We start from the raw sequence: 19609 nt of genomic DNA, 5'->3' as shown, positions 1-19609 counted from the left end.
AAAAGCCGTGGACACACCCATCCCCTGTCGTAACGGTACAAAAATGCATCCCCATTTCTTCTAACTTATTGATTAAATAACAATTAGGTCCTTGTTGAAGGTGCTTCCATGGGGTGGCACGACCTTCGCTAAGCCTCTTTGTGTTGCTGTCATTTCCATCCAACCGATTTTATAAGGAGAGAGATCATGAGAAGAGGAGGTTTTCTGTTTGCTGCAGTCGTCATCGGCATTTCAAGTCTCTGCATTTCCATCCCTGCCACGGCCGCGGACAAGGTCATCAAGATCGGCACGCTTTTTCCCCTGACCGGTTCGTGTGCCCTGGCCGGCCAGCGCTGCCAGGCCTCGGTGGCAACGGCCGTGGAAGTGATCAACAACAGCTACCCGGATATTCAGGTCCCGCTGGCCGGACAGGAAGGAATCCTGGATGGCACCCGCATCGAGCTGGTGCACGCCGATCATCAGGGAAAGCCCGACGTGGGCAAAGCCGAGGCGGAGCGGCTGTTCAACCAGGAGGGGGTGTACGCCATTATCGGCTGCTACAACAGTGCGGTGACCAAGCCGGCCAGTTTCGTTGCCGAACGCAAGAAAAAGCTGTTCATGTGCGGCTGCTCCAGTTCGGCTGCCCTGACCCAGCGGGGATTCAGCTATTTTTTCCGCATGGCGCCCACCGACCAGACCGAGTCCCTGGAGTTCGTCGAGGTGATGCACTGGCTCGAAAAGATGAAAAAGGCGAATCTTAAAACCGTGGGACTGATTTACGAGAACAGTGAGTTCGGCAAGCATGCCGCCGACGAAGGCAAGGCGGCCGCCGCAGCAGGCGGATTCGAAGTCGTCGCCGACGTGGCTTTCAGCCCCGGCGCCACCAACTTGAACAGCGAGGTGCAGACCCTCAAGGCCAAAAATCCGGATGTCGTTTTCGGCGCCTGCCTGGGCGGCGACTACACCCTGTGGGTGCGCACCATGAAGCAGATGGAATGGCTGCCCCAGGCGGCCTTGAACTACTGCACCGGTTACCAGGATCCGGTCATCACCAAACAGTTGGGCGATGACGCCAACTACTTCATGGGCGGGACCGGATATTCTCCCGAGTTTGCCGAACTGATGCCCGCCGTGGCTGCCGTCGAGAAAATCTACAAACAGAAAACCAATCCAAGCGTGCCGTTTGACAGCGACAGCATCCAGGAAGCCGTGGCCATGTTCGTGCTGGCCCAGGCCATCGAAAAGGCCGGGACCCTGGACTATAAAGTCGTGGCTGAAGCCCTGCATGCCGATACCTGGAAATCTCCGCTTTCCCTGGGTGGGGAGGTCGCTTTTGCACCTGGCGGCCAGAACATCAAGGCCAAGAGCCTGATTACCCAGCTCCAGGGAGGCTCCTACAAGCGCATCTATCCGACCGACCTGGCCGACACAGAAGTCGTTTTTCCCATGGCAGCCTGGACTGCCCGGTAAGCCCGTTTGAATCATCTGGCTCCCAAAAGGCCGGTAGTCCGGGTCCGGGGCTGCCGGCCGGGAACCTTAACCGTCGAATTCGTACAAAACCCGATATCGGCGTTACGCTTCATCTTTCGTCACTACAGCATACGCCAAGTACGCCTCGTTCCTCACGACTCGCAAGCCTTGATCTCGGGCTTTGTACGAATCCGACGGAAATGCGGCTTTTTGAGAATTCATCAAAACAAGTGAAGCGATGACCACTTTCATGCAAGTACTGCTGGACGGCCTGATGAGCGGGATGCTCTATGCCCTGGTGGCCGTCGGCCTGGGAATCATCTTCGGGGTCATGGACGTGATCAATTTCGCCCATGGAGAATTTCTCATGGTGGCCATGTACGTCAGCTACTGGCTGGGTTTTATCCTGCGGGTGGACCCCCTGATTTCGATGGTTGCCGCCGGGGCCTTCGTGTTTATCGTCGGAGCCTTGACCTACCGGCTGATCATTAAACACACCATCGGCAAATCGGCCATGTCGGCGCTTTTGGCGACCTTCGGGCTCTCCATGGTGTTGAAGAACGTCTGCCTGAACCGCTTTTCCCCCAACTTCCGGCTGTTGTCCGATACCTGGCTGGGCGGCAAAACGCTGACCCTGGCCGGATTGATCCTGCCGGTGCCCCAGCTGGTGATCGGCATCGTCTCCATGGCGGTGGTGGGGTGCGTGTACCTGCTGATGAGCCGCACGCGGCTGGGCTGGGCTATTCAGGCAACGGCCATGGACAAGGAGGCCGCCGAACTCATGGGGATCGACACCGAACGGATCTACCTGCTGGTTTTCGGGCTGGGCGGCGCCTGCGTCGGCATCGCCGGCGGTCTGTTGCCCTCCCACCTGGCCGTCCATCCGGAGGTGGGCACCCTGTTCGGTCTGATCGCTTTCGTCATCGTGGCCATGGGCGGGTTCGGGAGTATTTCCGGCACCCTGCTGGCAGCCCTGCTCATCGGCCTGGTAGAGGCGCTGGCCGGTTTCTACATTGCGCCGGTATTCAAGTATGTCGCGGTATTCGGGCTTTACCTGGTCGTTGTCCTGCTGCGTCCCAAGGGATTATTCGGATGGTGAGAAAATGAAACGTGGGGATACCTTCTGGGGTTTGCTTTTGCTGATATTGGCGGTGCTGCCGCTGGTCCCCGGTATACTGGCCAGCAGCTTTACCCAGCACGTGATGATTCTGATCCTGCTGTTCGCCGCCATGGCCCAGGCGTGGAATATCCTGGGAGGCTATTGCGGCCAGACCTCCTTCGGGCACTCGGTATTCTTCGGCATCGGGGCATACGGCGCCGGCATGGCCGTGGTCACCTATCACCTGGCGCCGTGGCCGGGCGTAATCCTGGGAGCGCTGCTGGCGGCGCTGGTGGCCATGGCCATCTCCTATCCCTGCTTCAAGCTTTCGGGCCACTATTTCGCCATCGCCACTTTCGCCATCGTGGAGATTTTCAACCGCCTCTTCATGGTGTGGTACTGGGTGGGCGGCGCCCTGGGGCTGGACTACCCGCTGGTGGATGAAGGCTGGCGCAACTTCATGTGGTACGAGGACAAACGCTTTTACTACTATGGCGCCCTGATCCTGTTTACCATCGTCTTCGGAACGGTTCGCTGGATCGAATCCCACCGTCTGGGCTACTACATGCGGGCCGTACGGGAAGGGCAGGAAGCGGCCGAATCCCTGGGCGTGGACAGCACCCGCGTCAAGCTGGCCGCCATCGCCATCTCCGCATTTCTCACGGCCCTGTGCGGCGCCTTTTTCGTTCAGTACAACCTGCGCGTGGACCCGTCCATGGTCATGAGCCTGGATATGTCCATGAAGTTCGTGTTGATCACCATCCTTGGCGGACTGGGCACCCTGGCCGGGCCGCTGCTGGGCGCAGCCGTGCTCATCCCCTTGCAGGAATACTCAAGGGCATTGTGGGGTGGTCTTGGCGGCGGTGTGGACCTGATCGTCTTCGGACTGCTGATCGTTGTCGTGGTTGTCCGCCAGCCCAAGGGGATCATGGGTATTTTAAACGCCATCGGTCGGCGCCGGCACCGCTAAAGGGGGGAACGTCGTGGCATATTTATCCGTTCGCAACGTAAGCATGGCCTTCGGATCACTGATCGCCAACGATGATGTGACCTTTGACATCGAAGAGGGCAGCATCGTCGGTCTCATCGGTCCCAACGGCGCCGGCAAGACCACGTTGTTCAACTGCATCTCCGGGATTTGCCGACCCACCGCGGGCACCATCCATTTCGACGGCGTCGATATCACCCGCAGCCCCGCCTGCCGCACGGCGGGGCTGGGCGCAGTGCGTACCTTCCAGGTGGTGCATCCGCTGCAGGAGATGACCGTTACCGACAATGTCATGGTGGGGGCGTTTCTGCGCCATCGCAAACCGGCGGCGGCCCGGGCTCTGGCCAACGAGTGTATCAGCTTATGCCGGTTGGAGGACTTTTGCGACAAGCGGGCCGGCAGTCTGACCATCGGCACAAAGAAACGGCTGGAAGTGGCCCGGGCCCTGGCCACCGGCGCACGTTTGCTGATGCTCGACGAGGCCATGGCCGGTCTGACTTCGACCGAAGTCAGGGAGTCGGTGGAACTGATCACTCACCTGAAGGCCAAAGGACTTACCCTGCTGGTGGTGGAGCACATCATGGAAGCGATTATGCCCATTGCCGACAAGCTGGTGGTGCTGGACGGCGGCAAGAAAATTGCCGAAGGGCCGCCCGAGACGATCATCCGCGACGAACGGGTGGTGGCGGCCTACCTGGGAGCAAAGTTCAGCCGGAAGATGAAATCATCGTGAACGAATACAAATTATCCGTAGCATGAAAATGAGCCAAGCGATGAAACCTTTTCTCAGCGTAAACGAAATCCATTCCGGATATGACGGCGTGCCCGTCGTGCACGGTGTCTCACTCGAGGTGTTCCGGGGAGAGATGGTTTGCATTATCGGAGCCAACGGCGCCGGCAAGACCACCACGATGCGCACCATTTGCGGACTCTTGCATCCGGAAAAGGGGACCGTTCGGTTCAAGGACCAAGACATCTCGCGTCTGCCCGCTTCACGTACCATTCGTCGCGGAATCAGCTATGTTCCGGAAGGCCGGCGGCTGTTCCCCAAGCTTTCCGTTAGCGAGAATCTCTCTTTGGGGGCATTCATCGAAAAGGATAAACGGGAAATCGTCCGGCGCGAGGAGGAGGTTCTGACGCTGTTTCCGGTATTGCGTCAGCGGGCCAACCAGAAGGCGGAAACCCTTTCCGGCGGCGAACAGCAGATGCTGGCCATTGCGCGGGGAATGATGTCCCGGCCGGAACTGCTCATGCTCGATGAAATGTCGCTGGGGCTCATGCCGTCGCTTGTGGAAAAAGTGATGGAAACCATCGTGCAGGTGAACGCGGAGGGTACGACGGTCCTGCTGGTCGAACAGATGGTTCAGGAGGCACTGGAGATTTCTCATCGCGGTTACGTGCTTCAGACCGGCCGCATCGTTCAGTCCGGATCGGCAAAAGAACTGATGAAGAGTGATGAGGTCAGGAAAGCCTATATGGGCATGTAAATCACCGATCACCCATAGAGCGGGTGGTTTGATAAGGCTCATCCGAAGGGGACGGAAATCCAGACCCATGAACATCGAACATCGAACGTCCAGCTTCGAAATTCGAACAAGGCATGTTGTCTTTCAAAATTTTTTTGAAACCCCGCTTCACAGACGGTAAAAAGGGATAGGGAATTCTTATTAGTGAACGACGGAGCGAAGTGATCTCCGCATTCGACGTTGGAAGTTCGATGTTCACTGTTCGACGTTCAGAAATATTTGCTGATTAAATGTCTCGCCGGACCGGCCCGAACCGTTCCGGATCGCTTGGACATCACCCGAGGATTACTTGCCTGTAATTATGCCGCTCCCAAGGGGGACGCCATGCCGTCCTACCCATCATTTGCAGCGTTGCAGAAAAATGAGGTGCTTGGTGTCGACTACCGCATCCGGGTGCGCCGCGGTCTTTCCGGCATCGCCATCATGGCTATTCATGGCGGTGGCATCGAACCCGGAACAACCGAGGTTGCCGACGCGGTGGCCGGGCAGTGGCACACCTTTTACACCTTCAGCGGCCTGAAGCCCTCGGGCAACGCGGGCCTGCACATCTCCAGCAGAAAATTCGACGAGCCGGTGGGCCGGTTTATCGCACAAAATTCGCGCACGGTGGTCACCATTCACGGATGCAGGGACGAAAGCCTTGCCACCTATGTGGGCGGGCGCCACGCTGCCATGAAAAAGGCGATCCGGGCCGCCCTTGCATCGGCCGGCTTTACCGCCACCGACGCCAGACGCTTTCCCGGCATCAATCCGAAGAATATCTGCAATCGGGGCCGGTTGGGCATGGGGGTCCAACTTGAGATTCCCATCGCCATGCGCAAGCTTCTTTTCGAGGATATCTCCCGACTTTACCGCAAGCGGGGCAGGCCCTGTTTTTCAGCCTACGTTCGGGCCGTCCAGCTCGGCATCAATAGGTCCTGCCCGACGCATCCACCATGGGGACAAAGCGGACATCCACGACTTTTTCCTGTCTGATCTCGCCGTGTTCTTTGGTCAAGAGCACTAACTGCTGGTGATTCTGAGGGCCGACGGGGATCACCATGCGGCCTCCCTCGGCCAGTTGGGTTTTGAGCGGTTCGGGGATGCGGGTAGGGGCGCAGGTGACAATGATGCCTTCGAAAGGAGCGTGTTGGGGCCATCCCTGGTAGCCGTCCCCGATTTTGAGATGAATGGTTTCATATCCCAGGGGATTGAGGGCCTTTCGGGCCTGCCGGCCCAGTTCGGGAACGATCTCGATGGAGTAGATCGAGGCGCCCATTTCGGCCAGCACGGCGGCCTGGTAGCCGGAGCCGGTGCCGATTTCCAGGATCCGATGACCGGGCTCGACAGCCAGCAGTTGGGACATCAGGGCCACGATGTAGGGCTGGGAGATGGTCTGGCCGTGGCCGATGGGCAAGGGGGTATCCTGGTAGGCCATCGCCCGCAACTTCTCCGGCACGAAACGATGGCGGGGCACGACGGACATGGCACGCAGCACGTGTGCGTCCACGATGTCGCGCCCTTTGAGCTGATACCGAACCATTTGTTGGCGGAGATCCGCAAAATTTTCGGCCGGGGCTTCGGCCGGGGCATAGGCCTGGAGGGCGAGCAGGGCAGCCAGCAATAGAAGTGGAAATCTGCTGATCGGGCGGTTCGGCACTTCGTTCATGTCAGGTCACCGGATCCATAAAATACTCTTCCATGCGGGCGATGTGCCTGGCCGGATTGGGGGACATGGCCAGGCGGTCCGGGTGCGAGAAATAGGCCCGATCCAGATCCTCCCAGGATTTCGGACCGTCGTACTGTATCAGCCAGACGAACTGGTTGGTCGATGGCAGGGTCCAGGCCGCAGGGATGGTGAAGCCGAGCTTTTCACGAAGTGGTTTGATGGTCTTTTTCCACTCTTTGGCAAAGTCGTCCAGGGCGCCGCGATTGATGGTGTAGATGCGCATTTGGATGGGCATGGGAATCTTCCTGTTTAATGTAGGGCTAAAGCCCGAGGTCCTGATCGATCAGGATGATTTTGATCCGGCCCTTGGGGAAGCATTTCTCCGTGATGCACCAGGTGTTGCAGATCCGGTCCGGGTTGCTGCAGTCCATGCAGGCGCCGGTTTTCATGCAGGGTGTTTTCAGGTTCGGATGACGAATGGCGTTGGCCGGGGCGGCCAGTTGCTTGACCCGCTGCATGGCATCCGCGACGGTCGGTACAATCTTGTTGCGGCCGATGAACAGCACTACCTGTTTCGGGCCGAAGGTGAGGCCGGCCACCCGATTGCCCACCATGTCCAAGTTGACGAGTATGCCGGTTTCGGTGACGGCATTGGATCCGGTCAGAAAAAGGTCGACCAGCAGGGCCTGGCGGCGGCGCTCGATACGCTCTTCCTGGGTTATCTGCGGATCGAAGGTTTCGATTGTCCGGATGTCGGGTTCGGCCCGCAGGTCGTCCATCACACCGGTAACCTTCAGGGTCATGGAATCGCCCCAGGAGACCGTTTTAACGTTGATCGTGGGTCGAATTCGATCCCGGAAAACCTCTCCGGCCGCTTTGGTATCGGAGGCAACGAAGACATCGAAATTGTTTTTTCCCAGGGCGTGTTGGCAACGCTCCAGCTTCAACTGCCAGTAAGTGTCGATGGGATTCGGCATAGCGTAAATGGTTCCTCAGGGAGTCGTCGTTATTATTATCCAATTTAAGACAGAACGGAGGTGGGTTCAAGGAATCCAAGGATTCCAGGATTCAGAGAGCCAAAAGATCGAGGAGCTGGAATTGTGTTGAGGGATGATGATCGATTCTCTATAGCCCTGGCTCTACCACCACACAATCTGCCTCCATTTCCACCAGCCAGTCCTCATCGATGAAACGGCTGACCTGGACGAAGGTACAGGCCGGACGGATCTCGCCGAAGAATTCGCCATGGGCCCTGGCGGCCTCCTGCCAGCGGTCGATGTCAGTGAGCATGATGCGGGTACGGATCACGTCCTCTAAACGGCCGCCGGCTTTCTCGATAGCATCTTTGATAATAGTAATGCAGGTGCGGGTCTGCTCGTAAAGATTGCCGGGAAAGGCAGTTCCGCCGCCGGGTGCGATGGGGGCGGTTCCCGAGATGGAGATGGCGTTGCCCACACGCACGGCGCGGGAAAAGCCGATGGGTTTTTCGAAAGGCGATCCTGAGCTGATCAACTGTCTGGGCATAGTGGCCTCCGGTAAGGGTCGGTGGTTATGGTCTTCCATGAGGGCAACCGTCACGTGGATCGGGTGAACTCGCGCAAGACCATGGTGGCATAGGCACCCGAGGGCAGGGTAAACGTAAACCGCAGGCCTTCCGACGATTCGCCGATTTCGAGCTCGTCGGGCCGCAATATTGCCGGCCGCCGGGAACCCGGGGAACGCAAGGGGCGGAAATCTTCGGCGCAAAGGCCGAATTGGGCGAGCAAGGACGCTTCTATCTCCCCGGCCGCGTCCGCGGCCGGTTTCATCTTAAAGCCATAGATCGGGCCGGTGTAAACGATTTCGCCGTTTTCGAAGCGCGGGGCATCCATGGCCAGATCCTCGACTGTGAACATACCGCCGGTGTCGGTTTTCTTGACGATGTCGCCCTTGAGCAACTGCCCGTAGCCGCCCGTTTCCATGCGCTGTTTGAGCCAGATGTTGAACAGGGTAGACTGGACCACCGAAACCATGAATGGGTTCTTGCGGACTTTTTTCAACGGCCGGAAGAGCGCGAATCCCCGTTTGACGTTTTGCCATCCGTGGCCGAAGCGCTGGGGGCCGTAAAAGTTGGGGATGCCGGTCTTCGCGAGCCGTTCGGCAATGGCCTGGGCACCGGGCAGGGCGTTCGGCTCGGGTTGGCTGACCACGATGGTGAAGCGGTTGGCGGCTACGTGGCCGGTTTTGATCTTGTTGCGGTGGCGGTCGATGGCTAAAATTTCAAAGGGAAGCTCGGCCAGTGCCCGTTCGATTTCCGCCAGTGGCCGGCTTTCTCCGCAGCGCAGCGAAAATGTCTGTTCGACCACCGCGGTTTTGTCCTTGCGGCCCCCATAGCCCACGTCCGTTGGGGCCAGCTTCAGGCGTTGCTGGATGGCGCGGGCGGCATCCGCGGTATTCCATCCGCTGCGGCGAAAAGTCACGTAGATGTGCTCCCCCTGGCCGCAGGCCGTGTAGGGAAGGATCTCTTCCACCACGAAGTGCTCCGGCGTGGCTTTGATGGTTCCGCCGATACCGGGCAGGGGATCGGAAACGAAAGGAAGCGCTGTCAGCGCATCGATGGCGGCTTTCACCCGGTCATCGGTTTTGTCTGGTTGTTTTTCTGTTGGCATGGGGTTCGGATTCTTCTCCATTTATCAGGGATGGGTCCTGTTATCGATTCTCCTGGTTCTTCCATATGCGCATGTGTTTAACCAGCAGATATCCACCCCAGAAAATCGCCGTGATTATCAGGATCGTCCCCGTGGCATGGAACAGCCTCGCAATGGTATGATCGAATCGAATCAGCCCGGTTTCCTTGAGAATGAACTCCCAGTCGTGAAATCCATATGGAGATGAATAGCCCACGTTGCCACCAAGCAGGGGTAGACTCAAAGAGCGGGCATCATTGATGTATGGGGCGATATCAATAAAGTTCTGGCCCGTCCACCACAAGGCTACGGAACCGGCGAAAGGATCGCGGGTCTTGATCAAAAACACCAGCAGGCAGACGACCGGCATGAGCACCTGCATCAAGCTGCCCCCCAGTGAGGTGATCACCCGACCGAAGGGGCGGAAAAAAATGTGACCGGCCTCGTGAAAGGGGAGATTCACCAGGTGCCAGAAGCTGTTCATGGTATAATCCGAAATGAGCGGAGTAAATATGAACTTGGTTCCCCATACGGCCAGAATGGTCAACAATATCAGACGCGCACCCCATGAGACAGGGTTGAATTCAGCCGGAACATGAAACAGGAGTTGTGCCGCAACTCCGTAGTTCTCTTCTTTGGTTTCTTCGTTATCCTCAGCCGGCCGGATCGACTCGTGTCCGCATGACTTGGCTTGTCGAGGCGTCCACTTTGCGAAAACGATGCCGCAACTGATGCACTCGACGTTGTCGCCTGCCTGTTCAAACCCACATTTGGGGCATTGCATAAACCGGCCTTTTACACCATTCAAGGAATGATTGCCACTGCGTCTTTGCGACCCTGCCAAACCCTTTCGGCTTTCCGCCCCATTCAACTATAACAAGCTGATGGCCAAATCGGACAGTTCGCTGCGTTCGCCTTTTTCCAGGTTGATATGGTTGTACAGGGGCTGGCCCTTCATCTTTTCAATGAGGTAGCTCAACCCGTTGCTCTGGCTGTCCAGGTAGGGATGGTCGATCTGGTAGATGTCTCCGGTGAGGACGATCTTGGTGCCCTCGCCGGCCCGGGTGATGATGGTCTTGACCTCGTGGGGAGTCAGGTTCTGGGCTTCGTCGACGATGAAAAAGACCTTCACGATGCTGCGGCCGCGAATATAGCTCAACGGGGTGATGACGATCTTCTCTTCGTCCAGCAGTTCCTTTACCCGTCGCCCCTGGCCGTTGCCGTTTTTGCCGTTCTGGCTGTTTTCGATCACCGAGAGGTTGTCGTACAACGGCTGCATGTAGGGGTCCAGTTTGGACTGGATATCCCCGGGAAGAAAACCGATATCCTTGTTGCTCAGCGGAACCGAGGGCCGCGAGATAAAGATCTGGCGGTAGTAGCGGCGTTTTTCCAGGGCGGCGGCCAGGGCCAGCAGGGTTTTGCCGGTGCCGGCTTTGCCGGTGATGGTCACCAGGGGGATGTCCTGGTTGGTCAGCGCATCCATGGCAAAACACTGCTCTGCGTTGCGGGGGCGGATGCCGTAGCAGGTTCTCGAGTCGATGCGCCGGATGGACCGGGTCTGGGGCGTAAATACCCCCAGGGCGGACTTGCTGCCGTTTTTCAGGATCAGATATTCGTTGGACAGCAGCGTTTCGGAAACCTCCAGCGAGGTTGCGTCCAGCTCGAAGGGCTTGCTGTAAAGCTGGTCGATGACCTCGGCGGGGATATTTTCCACCACCCGTGTTCCCTTGTAAATGTCAGCCGGTGCCTGGACCCGGTCGGTATTGTAGTCCTGGGCCATCAGGCCGATGGACTTGGCTTTCATGCGCAGGTTGACATCCTTGGTGACCAGAAAGACCTGGTCGAAGGAGTGTTCGTGGGCGATGTGAAAGGCCGCATTGAGAATATGGTGGTCGGGCTTGTCCGGAGAGAAGTTTGTTTTGAGTTTGTTGTGGAATTCCCGGTCCAGGCAGACGGTGATCTTGCCTTTGCCGGGGCCGATGGGCACCCCGCCGTTGAAGATGCGGTCGCCGGTCAAAGCGTCCAGGGACCTGGCAAATTCGCGTGCGTTGCAGTTCAGGATTTCTTTGCCTCTTTTAAAGCGGTCCAACTCTTCGATGACGGCAATGGGGATGACAATGTCGTGTTCGTCAAACTGGTTGATGCAGGAACTGTCGTGCAGAATGACGTTGGTGTCCAGCACAAAGATTTTTCGTTTGCCGCTCGAAAGCGAAATCATCGCACCTCCTGAATGTCGTGGGTTGGTTGCGGCCAGTGGCCTGTCCGGTCGGAAAGCGGTGCGCCGTCTATGGTGGCGGAAACGGTCCGGTTGACAGGTCGTCGGATATCGCTGCGGGGAAGTTCCGCTGGTGGCTGGGGGTATGAGATGGATAAGTCGGATTGGGGCATTCGACTTTGATCAGGTTTTTTCCAAGATTAATAATTTCCGCAATATATAGCATACCGATGCTACGGTGGCAACAACATCTTTGATTCCAGTGCCTCCTGTGGCGGTCCGACGGCCGGGTGGGGGACCAAGCCATGTATGGCTTGAAGCGCCTTTTTTTTTGGGCTATACATGGTAACCGATGGTTGCCATCGTGGCTTTCGATGCATAACGTTTTCCTGATTGCCACGAACGTTTTTCATTAACAACAGTTCAATGTTGTGCCAGCCCAGGGTTAGGATTTAATGAGGAGATCCACGAAAATGAAAATTGCATTTCCGGTACTTGAAGATAAAGGATTGGACAGCGTCGTCCATGGCCATTTCGGATCGGCGCCCTTTTTTGTGTTTATCGACGTCGATGGGGATTCCGTAGAGGTTTTCGAAAATCCCGATCAGGATCACCAGCACGGCAACTGCAACCCCATGTCCGCGTTGGGCGGGCGTCGGGTGGACGGTGTCGTTGTCGGCGGGATCGGCGGCGGGGCCCTGAAAAAACTCAACAACGACGGCATCACCGTTTACCGGGCCGTTGAAGGCAGCGTAAAAGAAAATGCCCTCTTGATCAAAGCCGGCAACCTGCCGGTGTTCGAACCGAGCCAGGTTTGCGGGCATCATCATGGGGTTCAGATCGGGGAATGTTCCCACTGACGAGTCGGATTCGTAAGCAACCCGATATCTTCGTTACGCTTCATCCCTCGTCACTTCGGAGTACGTTCAGGTACGCCTCGTTCCTCGTGATTCGCAAGCCTCGATCTCAGGCTGCTTACGAATCCGACATAAATACAAATGGTTATCAACTGGCATGACTGGTCCCCAAGCTCCTGTGTGGGAACCCATGCCAAAAGCCATAAGAAACAAGGGAGATACGGCATGCCACTGTTCGATTTTTTGTGCGCCGACTGCGGCCATGTGGCCGAGATGCTGGTTTTCAACGAGACAACCAGCGTTCAGTGCGAAAAGTGCGGCAGCAGCAACCTCAAGAAACTGATGTCCGCCCATTCGTCCCTTTCCGGCACCGCCTCTAATGCCATGCCAGGGCCAGGAGATACCGCCTGCTGTGGCTCTTCCCCGGGCCATGCCGGATGCGCCGGCCCCGGGAGCTGCTGCGGCCGGGCGCAAGGCTGAAGTCGGATGACGAAGGACTGAAGGAAGAAGACGGACGGCTGAAGTCGGAGGAGGGGCGCCGGGAGTTCACTCAGGGCGATTTGGCTTGGGCGGCAGCTTTCAACCGGTCGAGCCAGGTTTTTTCTCCCTCGTGATCTTTTAACAACCGGCAGCAGTGAACCAGCATTTCCATGGCTCGTGGATGGTCCCCGACAGGCAGCAGGTGTTCATGCGCTTCGAGGGGACGGCCCAGACGCATCAGGCTGTTGGCCAGGGCCATGCGCAGGTCGGCGCTGGCAGCATAGTGCCGGATACCCCTCAGCAGGATTTCAACTGAATCTTCCCATCGCTGCAACTGCTGATAGACGAGCCCCAGGCCCCAAAATGCCCGATGGTCGGGGTGGTACGACAGGGCGCGCTCGAAAAGCCGGATCGCCGTGGGCAGACGATCGCCGATGGCCGGATTGGCGACGTAATCGCCGTGGCTGAAGGTCAGGGCCAGCCGGGATAAAAAATCGGCGTGCAGAGGAAACAGGGCCGGGTCCTCTTCCAGTTCGATGGCTGCGGCAAATTCCGGCAGCATGGCAAAATAGCCTTCCCGCAGCCGCCGCCCGAATTCCAGTACACGTTGTTTATCCAATGTCTCGTCGGTTTCGTAATAGAGAATATCCTCCACCCGATCCAGCCAGATGTCGTCGGTAGCACCGGTTCGCCGTTTGTATTGTTCGTACAATTCCGTGCCGGGAAACAGGTCAAGGATGTAGAAAATGGCCGACAGGGGCCGGATTCGGCGCATCAGATCCAGGCTTTCGTCGATGGTGGCATCGGACTCCTGCGGCGCGCCGTAGATGAAGTAGGCCCGGGCCATGATACCGAAGCGAACGGTCAACGCAAAGGCCCGGCAGATGTCCGCGTCACTGATATTTTTGCGGTACAGCGCCCGGATCTTCGGGCTGCCGCTTTCCACCCCGTAACTGATCTGGGTGCATCCCGCCCGCCGCATCCAGGCCAGCATTTCCCCATCCACGCAGTCCACCCGGGAGATGGCCGCCCAGGTGATATCCAGCTTGAGCTCGATGATCCGGCGGCAGATCTCGATCACCCGATTTGGTTTGAGGGTGAAGGTGTCGTCGGATACGAAGAAAAAACGGATTCCCCTGCTGACCAGGCGCTGTAACTGGGAGATGAAGTAGTCGACGCTGTGAAAGCGCGTGCGGCGTTTCCAGAAGGCCGGCGAACCGCAGAAGGTGCATCCGGACGGGCAGCCCCGGGTCAGGGAAAGGTGTTGAAAGGTGAAATAATCGGCGGGCATGGGCAGGCTGTCCAGATCGGCTGCCGGCTCGCGGTCTTCGGTGGCGCAGGGTCGGCCTTCTTTTCTGAAGGCCAGCCCCGCGATGTGGTCTGGGGCCGCCGTCTCTTTTTTTTCCAGGTAGCGGACCAGTTCCAGAAAACTGGTTTCGCCCTCCCCCCGGACCACATAATCGATTTCGGAAAAGTGTTGGAGAAAATGCTCCCAGAGGAAGGTAGCGCCCACGCCACCGAATACCACATGGGCTTGGGGGTTGACCTTCTTGACCATGCGGGCAATGTCGATGCCGCCCCAGCGGTTGGCGTGCAGGATGGAAAAACCGATCACGTCCGGCCGTTTGTCGTCCAGAATCCGGTAAATACGATCAGGGTTTGTGCCCAGGTCCCAGGCATTGAGGATTTCGACTGCGTACCCGTTGGCCAGCAGCATGGCGCCCACGTAGTAAAGCCCCATGGGAATGGCGCTGACGTCCTCTTCGTTGATGCGGCGGTCGATAAAATAGGGATAGACCAGCAGGATTTTCATTCACGATCCGGCGGCAGCAGGGTTCTCAGGATGTCCTCTTTTCCCACTACACCCACCAGGCGCTCGTCTTGAACTACCGGCAAGGTATGGAAATTGTGGTCCACCATCAGGGCCGCCACGGTTTCGATGGTCGAATCCGGCGAGACAGAAACCGGATCCGGGGTCATGGCGTCCAAGACGGCCGTGGCGGCAATCTTGCGGACTTCTTTTTCGATTCCTTTCATGGAACTGAGGTTGATATAGCCGTCAAGAAATGAGAACAGCGAAGGCACAGGCAGTTTTTTCTGCTGGGCGATGATGTCGCTCTGGCACAGAATTCCCACCAGTTTTCCGGCGTCATCCACCACCGGTACGCCATTGATACGGTTTTCCAGCAGGAGCCTGGCCGCCTCTATAATTTCCATACTGCCGGTCACGGTGATGGGCGTTGGTGTCATAATCTCTTTTACCAGCATAAATTTACCTCCAGCGCATCTGCAGGGCAGATGAAACGGATGAAACTCGATTTGCGGTTGAAAAAAAGGCCGGCAACGATAAAAATGGATGTTGCCTTTTGTTACCGTCAGTTTAGGTGAAGATCGGCGGGGCTGTCAAAACAAATCCAAGCGCTACGGAGCCATTCTGCCTGACGCCGGCGGCATGGCGCCATTTAAAAGGAGGATCTTCTTGAGGGCCAAAATCTCAACGATGCTGCTGGTACTGGCGGCCCTTGCCGGCATGGTGCTGGCCATCACCGGAATGGCTGACCGGGGCCTGGAATATGTCGGCCTGGAAAAGCTGTCCCGAACCAATCACCGTTACCTGGATGAATCCTACGACCGCGCGCTGGAAGGGTTTTTGGTGTTGTCAGCGGTCAAAAGCGGTCTGGCGGTGATCGAAGGGTCCGAGGTGGGAATCGGTTTCAGCTTCGAGGTTGGCGACCTGGTGCAGTCAGTTTACGATTATGTCAATATCGCCTGGAAGACCGTGCTGGCCGGGGGGACTATCCTGCTCATCACCCGCCTGGCCCTGGACGGCGTGACCCTGGTGGACCACTGGGTTCTGACGCTGGTCTTTTTTCTGCTTTTTTTGCTGGCCGCAGTTCAAGGCCTTTTCCCACGCCGCAGGGTGATCGCCCGGATCATCAAATCCATGACCGCTGCCTGCGGTTTTGTGGCGGTGCTGCTCTATCTCGTTCTTCCCCTTGCGGTTCTATCCGCCTCCTGGTTGTCGGACGCCCTTACCCGTCCGCTGATCCAGGAATCCTATGATACGTTCAACCAGGTCAGTCTGACGTTTTTGGATGGCGACGCCACCGGAGATGCCGGCGAAACATCCGGCGACGCTTCCTCCCTTCAATCGGCCCAGGGGCTACGGGAACGCTACGGGTACCTGAAAAAAAGGCTGCATGAATTGGAAACCTACCTGGGCGCCCAGGCCAAAAGCCTGGCGGGAACCACCTTTCAGCTAATCGCCGGATATCTGTTCGACTGCGTTATTTTTCCGCTGGCTTTCGCGGCCGTATTGTTCTTTTTTCTCAAGGGTTTTCCCGGTTATCTGGTACAGGTGGAGCGGGATCGCAGGATGGTTCGAGCCTTTCGGGAGGCGACTGCACAACGTCCCGGGCAGCCGCCTTCGAATTCATAAAACGCCGGCGAGTGATCCGCTAAGGTCGGGCATGAATGGGCACGAAATCGTATTCCCGTTCGCCGACATAGATCTGGCGGGGCCGGCTGATCTTCCATTTGGGGTCGTCCATGCTCTCCTTCCACTGGGCGATCCAACCGGGCAGTCGCCCGATGGCGAACATCACGGTGAACATATTGGTGGGAATGCCGATGGCCCGAAGCACGATGCCGCTGTAAAAGTCGATGTTGGGGTACAGGTTGTGATCGACAAAGTAGGGGTCCTTGACGGCCACTTCCTCCAACTCTTTGGCGATGTCCAGCAGCGGGTCGTCGATCTGCAGCGAGTCCAGCAGTTCGTCGCACATTTTTTTCATGATTTTGGCCCGCGGGTCGTAGGTTTTATAGATCCGGTGGCCGAAGCCCATCAGGCGGAAGGGATCGTTCTTGTCCTTGGCCCGCTCGATGGCTTTGTGGTAATTTCCGCCTTCGTTCTGGATGGTGGTGAGCATTTCGATAACCGCCTGATTGGCGCCTCCGTGCAGGGGGCCCCACAGGGCCGCGATGCCCGAAGAGATGGCGGCGTAAAGGTTGACCCGTGCGCTGCCCACCATGCGCACGGCCGAGGTGGAGCAGTTCTGCTCATGATCAGCGTGCAGAATCCAGAACACCCGCAGGGCATTGACGGCTGCCCGGTTGATTTCGTAGGGTCTGACCGGGGTGTCGAACATCATATTGAGAAAGTTTTCGCAGTAGGTCAGATCCGGACGGGGATAAACCACTCTGTGGCCCCGGGAGATCTTGTAGGACATGGCGGCCATGGTGCGTACCTTGGCCAGCAGCCGGGTCATGGTAATGGTGATCTCCTCCTCCAGCGTGCCCAGTTCGGGATAGAAACTGCGCAGGGCATTGACCATGGCGGAGAGAATTCCCATGGGGTGGGATGCCCGGGGGAAGTTCTGATAAAAGGTTTTCAAATCCTCGTGAACCAGACTGTTGTCGTTGAGCATCACCGAAAAACGGGTCAACTGCTCCCGGTTGGGCAGCCGGCCGTTGATCAGCAGGTAGGCCGTTTCCTTGAAGGTGGCTTTTTCGGCGAGTTGTTCGACGGGGATGCCGCGGTAGCGCAGGATGCCTTTTTCCCCGTCCATGTAGGTGATGGCGCTCAGGCAACTGCCGGTATTGGCATAGCCGGGATCCAGGGTGATGAAACCGGTTTCGGCCCTCAGATTGGAGATGTCCACCGCTTTTTCCCCTTCGCTGCCGGTAACCACAGGCAGTTTCATCTGATGGCCGTTGTAGGTGAGGGTGACGAAATCTTCCATATCAGCTCCTTTCTCTCCGTAAAAGGCCCGCAGCTTTCCGAATCAGGTGTGCGTCGGGTTCCGATCCGTCCTTGAATTTCCACGGCGGCGCAACATTTGTCTTGCCTGACGGCCCGATTTCAACGTAATGAAATAACAAACCGGTCCCATAGCCCTGTAGCACCCGGGCTGGTTGTCTCTCTGCCAGTTTAAAAATCGGTCCTTGTTTTCACCCGTCGCCGCTGCAGTGCAGGGCCGACTCCAAAGCAGGCCGGCATGAGGGCTTATATACGGGTCGTCACAACGGGAAAGAGGCAGGCCTTCTAAATAACAGCGGTGAATTCTATGAATATTCGATGCAGATGTCAATCCTCAAATTGCAGCCGCTTGTCGGAGTTACCAGGTTGAACGTGTCGCCCATAAAAAGGAGGTGCGCATTCAAGGGGTTGAAATGTCCAATTTGCTGCAACTGCCTGATCGGTAAGCGTTTACAGGGAACCGCAGATTTGAGGCGCCGGGCACGCAGACGGTTCGGTCAACCTTCAAGTGCCCGGGAACAAAGCAGATGCGGTACCCTGTGAACGCATACAAAAGGAGAAACCGGATGTCATTCAAGGAAAACCTGCTTCGCAAAATCGAGATCGATCGTCTGACCCAATCCATTCTTGCCATGATCGGTCCGGTGGACAGCGGCAAACGCATCGACAAGGCGCTGCTCGCCAAATTGATGGCTTTTTTTCCATGGCATCGGGAAAAGGAACGCGATCTGGAATTGTATCTGGAAAACGCCGAATCGGAGAAAACGCGCATCCTGGTGCTGGACAACGACCTGACCATTTACGACACCACGGTGCAAGATGTGGTGATGAGGAAAAGTCCCACCGTCAAGGAGATGGTCAGCATCCGCAACGCCATTAAAATTCTGAACGACAAGGATGTGGTGGTGTCTAAAAAAGAGGCTTCCCTGAAAGAGATTCAAAAGATCTGTATCGCCGAACTGGATCTCGGTTTTTCAGAGTCCGATATCGCCGCCATTGCCGCCGATGGGTCCGCATCCCTGGAAAACGAGTATGCCGAGGGCGTTCAGGAGAGCCTGATGCTGCTGGCCGAGTTGCTGGGGATGGTGCCGGCACCCAAGGCTTTCGCGATAAAACACCACGATATCTACGGGCGTGTCTCTGAAAAGCCGGGAGGCGAGATGACCCTCGGGCCCCTGGTGATCTACAGCCTGGTGCACGACTCTTTGACCTGTTTGGAAGGGCCGGTCAGCAGCCGGGACAAAGAGCGCTTCGACCGTTTCAAAGCCGTAGCTGCCGGAGAATCCGAGGCTGCTGTGTCCGGGGCAGCGGTCTTCGACCTGATGAAGGCCAAAGTGCTGGCCGCCGGAACGGCGGATCGGGATCGATAAAGTGGCGTACGGTCATTGCCCCGGGGAGGCCGATTGCCTCCCCAAAGGCGGGAACGCGACTTTTTGCAACCCCATCGATCTTGGTGACCGGTTGGTTTTACATTCCGTATTTTCTTAACATTTCAATCACTTTTGCCTGACTCTGCTTCCCAACGATGACCGCCTTTTTATGGTGGGCCTTTTTGATTTTTTCCGACAGGGCGTCCAGGTCCGCCGGCTTTTCCACAAAATCCATGGCGCCGGCTTTCATGGCCTCGACGCCTTTTTGGACCGTCGCATGGCCGGTGAGTAGAATGATCTGCATTTCCGGCTTTTTCTCCTTGATGGCCTTCAGGGCCTGGATGCCGTCCATTTCTGGCATCATGAAATCCATGATCACGGCATCGTAGGATTCGGTGGCGATCAGCGACAGCGCTTCGGTGGCCGAAGTGGATGTGGTGACCTCCATGTCCCGGGCACGCATGCGTTCGGCCATGATCTCCAGAAATTCCGTTTCGTCGTCGACCAGCAATACTCTTTCCGTCATGGGGTACTCCTTTCGAATTGCCCTGG

Annotated in this window: 21 protein-coding genes; 10 read left to right on the top strand and 11 right to left on the bottom strand. The window is 57.3% G+C overall.

The genetic code is table 11. From position 1 onward, the window contains the following. Positions 1-186 precede the first annotated feature (186 nt). The 6 genes from GN111_RS12375 to GN111_RS12350 all read left to right on the top strand — a co-directional run bounded on the left by GN111_RS12375 (position 187) and on the right by GN111_RS12350 (position 6037). The gene (locus GN111_RS12375) at positions 187-1449 is read left to right on the top strand and encodes an ABC transporter substrate-binding protein (protein ID WP_155304040.1); all 1263 of its coding nucleotides are present in this window, start codon (positions 187-189) and stop codon (positions 1447-1449) included. A 238-nt stretch (positions 1450-1687) separates the two neighbouring features. Continuing rightward, positions 1688-2548 (top strand): branched-chain amino acid ABC transporter permease, encoded by an 861-nt coding sequence (locus GN111_RS12370; protein WP_155304039.1) that lies wholly within the window; start codon positions 1688-1690, stop codon positions 2546-2548. Positions 2549-2552: 4 nt separating this feature from the next. Continuing rightward, the gene (locus GN111_RS12365) at positions 2553-3518 is read left to right on the top strand and encodes a branched-chain amino acid ABC transporter permease (RefSeq protein WP_155304038.1); all 966 of its coding nucleotides are present in this window, start codon (positions 2553-2555) and stop codon (positions 3516-3518) included. Positions 3519-3531: 13 nt separating this feature from the next. Continuing rightward, a complete protein-coding gene (locus GN111_RS12360; protein WP_155304037.1) occupies positions 3532-4269 on the top strand; it encodes an ABC transporter ATP-binding protein in 738 nt (245 codons plus the stop codon). Positions 4270-4309: 40 nt separating this feature from the next. After that, complete coding sequence (locus GN111_RS12355; protein ID WP_197740541.1) at positions 4310-5023, top strand: ABC transporter ATP-binding protein; 714 nt, start codon at positions 4310-4312, stop codon at positions 5021-5023. Between the two features lie 363 nt (positions 5024-5386). Further along, entirely contained in the window at positions 5387-6037 is a 651-nt protein-coding gene (locus GN111_RS12350) for a poly-gamma-glutamate hydrolase family protein (protein ID WP_155304035.1), read from the top strand. Here GN111_RS12350 and GN111_RS12345 read toward each other — a convergent pair. The 7 genes from GN111_RS12345 to GN111_RS12315 all read right to left on the bottom strand — a co-directional run bounded on the left by GN111_RS12345 (position 5970) and on the right by GN111_RS12315 (position 11594). Further along, entirely contained in the window at positions 5970-6710 is a 741-nt protein-coding gene (locus GN111_RS12345; RefSeq protein ID WP_197740540.1) for a protein-L-isoaspartate(D-aspartate) O-methyltransferase, read from the bottom strand. The two genes, GN111_RS12350 and GN111_RS12345, sit on opposite strands and share 68 nt — an antisense overlap. Before the next feature lies 1 nt (position 6711). Continuing rightward, entirely contained in the window at positions 6712-7005 is a 294-nt protein-coding gene (locus GN111_RS12340; protein ID WP_155304034.1) for an NIPSNAP family protein, read from the bottom strand. Positions 7006-7030: 25 nt separating this feature from the next. Further along, entirely contained in the window at positions 7031-7687 is a 657-nt protein-coding gene (locus tag GN111_RS12335) for a lactate utilization protein (protein WP_155304033.1), read from the bottom strand. Positions 7688-7835: 148 nt separating this feature from the next. Further along, positions 7836-8234 carry a RidA family protein gene (locus GN111_RS12330; RefSeq protein WP_155304032.1) on the bottom strand — a complete coding sequence of 133 codons (399 nt, stop codon included), beginning with the start codon at positions 8232-8234 and terminating at the stop codon, positions 7836-7838. A 50-nt stretch (positions 8235-8284) separates the two neighbouring features. After that, entirely contained in the window at positions 8285-9358 is a 1074-nt protein-coding gene (gene truD / locus GN111_RS12325; RefSeq protein ID WP_170302244.1) for a tRNA pseudouridine(13) synthase TruD, read from the bottom strand. A 40-nt stretch (positions 9359-9398) separates the two neighbouring features. Then, a complete protein-coding gene (locus GN111_RS12320; RefSeq protein WP_155304030.1) occupies positions 9399-10160 on the bottom strand; it encodes a zinc ribbon domain-containing protein in 762 nt (253 codons plus the stop codon). A gap of 87 nt (positions 10161-10247) precedes the next feature. Next, entirely contained in the window at positions 10248-11594 is a 1347-nt protein-coding gene (locus GN111_RS12315) for a PhoH family protein (RefSeq protein WP_155304029.1), read from the bottom strand. Positions 11595-12064: 470 nt separating this feature from the next. Here GN111_RS12315 and GN111_RS12310 point away from each other — a divergent pair, with 470 nt between their 5' ends. After that, positions 12065-12451, top strand: a complete 387-nt coding sequence (locus tag GN111_RS12310) for a NifB/NifX family molybdenum-iron cluster-binding protein (protein ID WP_155304028.1) — start codon at positions 12065-12067, stop codon at positions 12449-12451. A gap of 222 nt (positions 12452-12673) precedes the next feature. Beyond that, positions 12674-12928 (top strand): FmdB family zinc ribbon protein, encoded by a 255-nt coding sequence (locus tag GN111_RS12305; RefSeq protein WP_155304027.1) that lies wholly within the window; start codon positions 12674-12676, stop codon positions 12926-12928. 70 nt (positions 12929-12998) lie between these two features. Here GN111_RS12305 and GN111_RS12300 read toward each other — a convergent pair whose 3' ends face one another. After that, on the bottom strand, positions 12999-14741 hold the full coding sequence (locus GN111_RS12300; protein ID WP_155304026.1) for a B12-binding domain-containing radical SAM protein: 1743 nt from the start codon (positions 14739-14741) through the stop codon (positions 12999-13001). Beyond that, on the bottom strand, positions 14738-15196 hold the full coding sequence (locus tag GN111_RS12295; protein ID WP_155304025.1) for a CBS domain-containing protein: 459 nt from the start codon (positions 15194-15196) through the stop codon (positions 14738-14740). The genes GN111_RS12300 and GN111_RS12295 overlap by 4 nt, the downstream gene beginning before the upstream one ends. 211 nt (positions 15197-15407) lie before the next feature. Between GN111_RS12295 and GN111_RS12290 the strand changes: the two genes are divergently transcribed. Further along, the gene (locus GN111_RS12290) at positions 15408-16367 is read left to right on the top strand and encodes a hypothetical protein (protein ID WP_155304024.1); all 960 of its coding nucleotides are present in this window, start codon (positions 15408-15410) and stop codon (positions 16365-16367) included. Between the two features lie 19 nt (positions 16368-16386). Here the strand turns inward: GN111_RS12290 and GN111_RS12285 are convergent, their stop codons facing one another. Next, the gene (locus GN111_RS12285; RefSeq protein ID WP_155304023.1) at positions 16387-17670 is read right to left on the bottom strand and encodes a citrate synthase; all 1284 of its coding nucleotides are present in this window, start codon (positions 17668-17670) and stop codon (positions 16387-16389) included. Positions 17671-18253: 583 nt separating this feature from the next. Between GN111_RS12285 and GN111_RS12280 the strand changes: the two genes are divergently transcribed. Continuing rightward, complete coding sequence (locus GN111_RS12280; RefSeq protein WP_155304022.1) at positions 18254-19057, top strand: hypothetical protein; 804 nt, start codon at positions 18254-18256, stop codon at positions 19055-19057. 97 nt (positions 19058-19154) lie between these two features. On the opposite strand, the gene GN111_RS12275 is transcribed toward GN111_RS12280, so the two are convergent. Beyond that, a complete protein-coding gene (locus GN111_RS12275; protein WP_155304021.1) occupies positions 19155-19583 on the bottom strand; it encodes a response regulator in 429 nt (142 codons plus the stop codon). Positions 19584-19609 lie beyond the last annotated feature (26 nt).

This window comes from Desulfosarcina widdelii (genome assembly GCF_009688965.1).
Classification (GTDB): Bacteria; Desulfobacterota; Desulfobacteria; order Desulfobacterales; family Desulfosarcinaceae; genus Desulfosarcina; species Desulfosarcina widdelii.
Note: the sequence above shows the minus strand (reverse complement) of the source record. Positions and strands in the feature narration are given on the sequence as shown.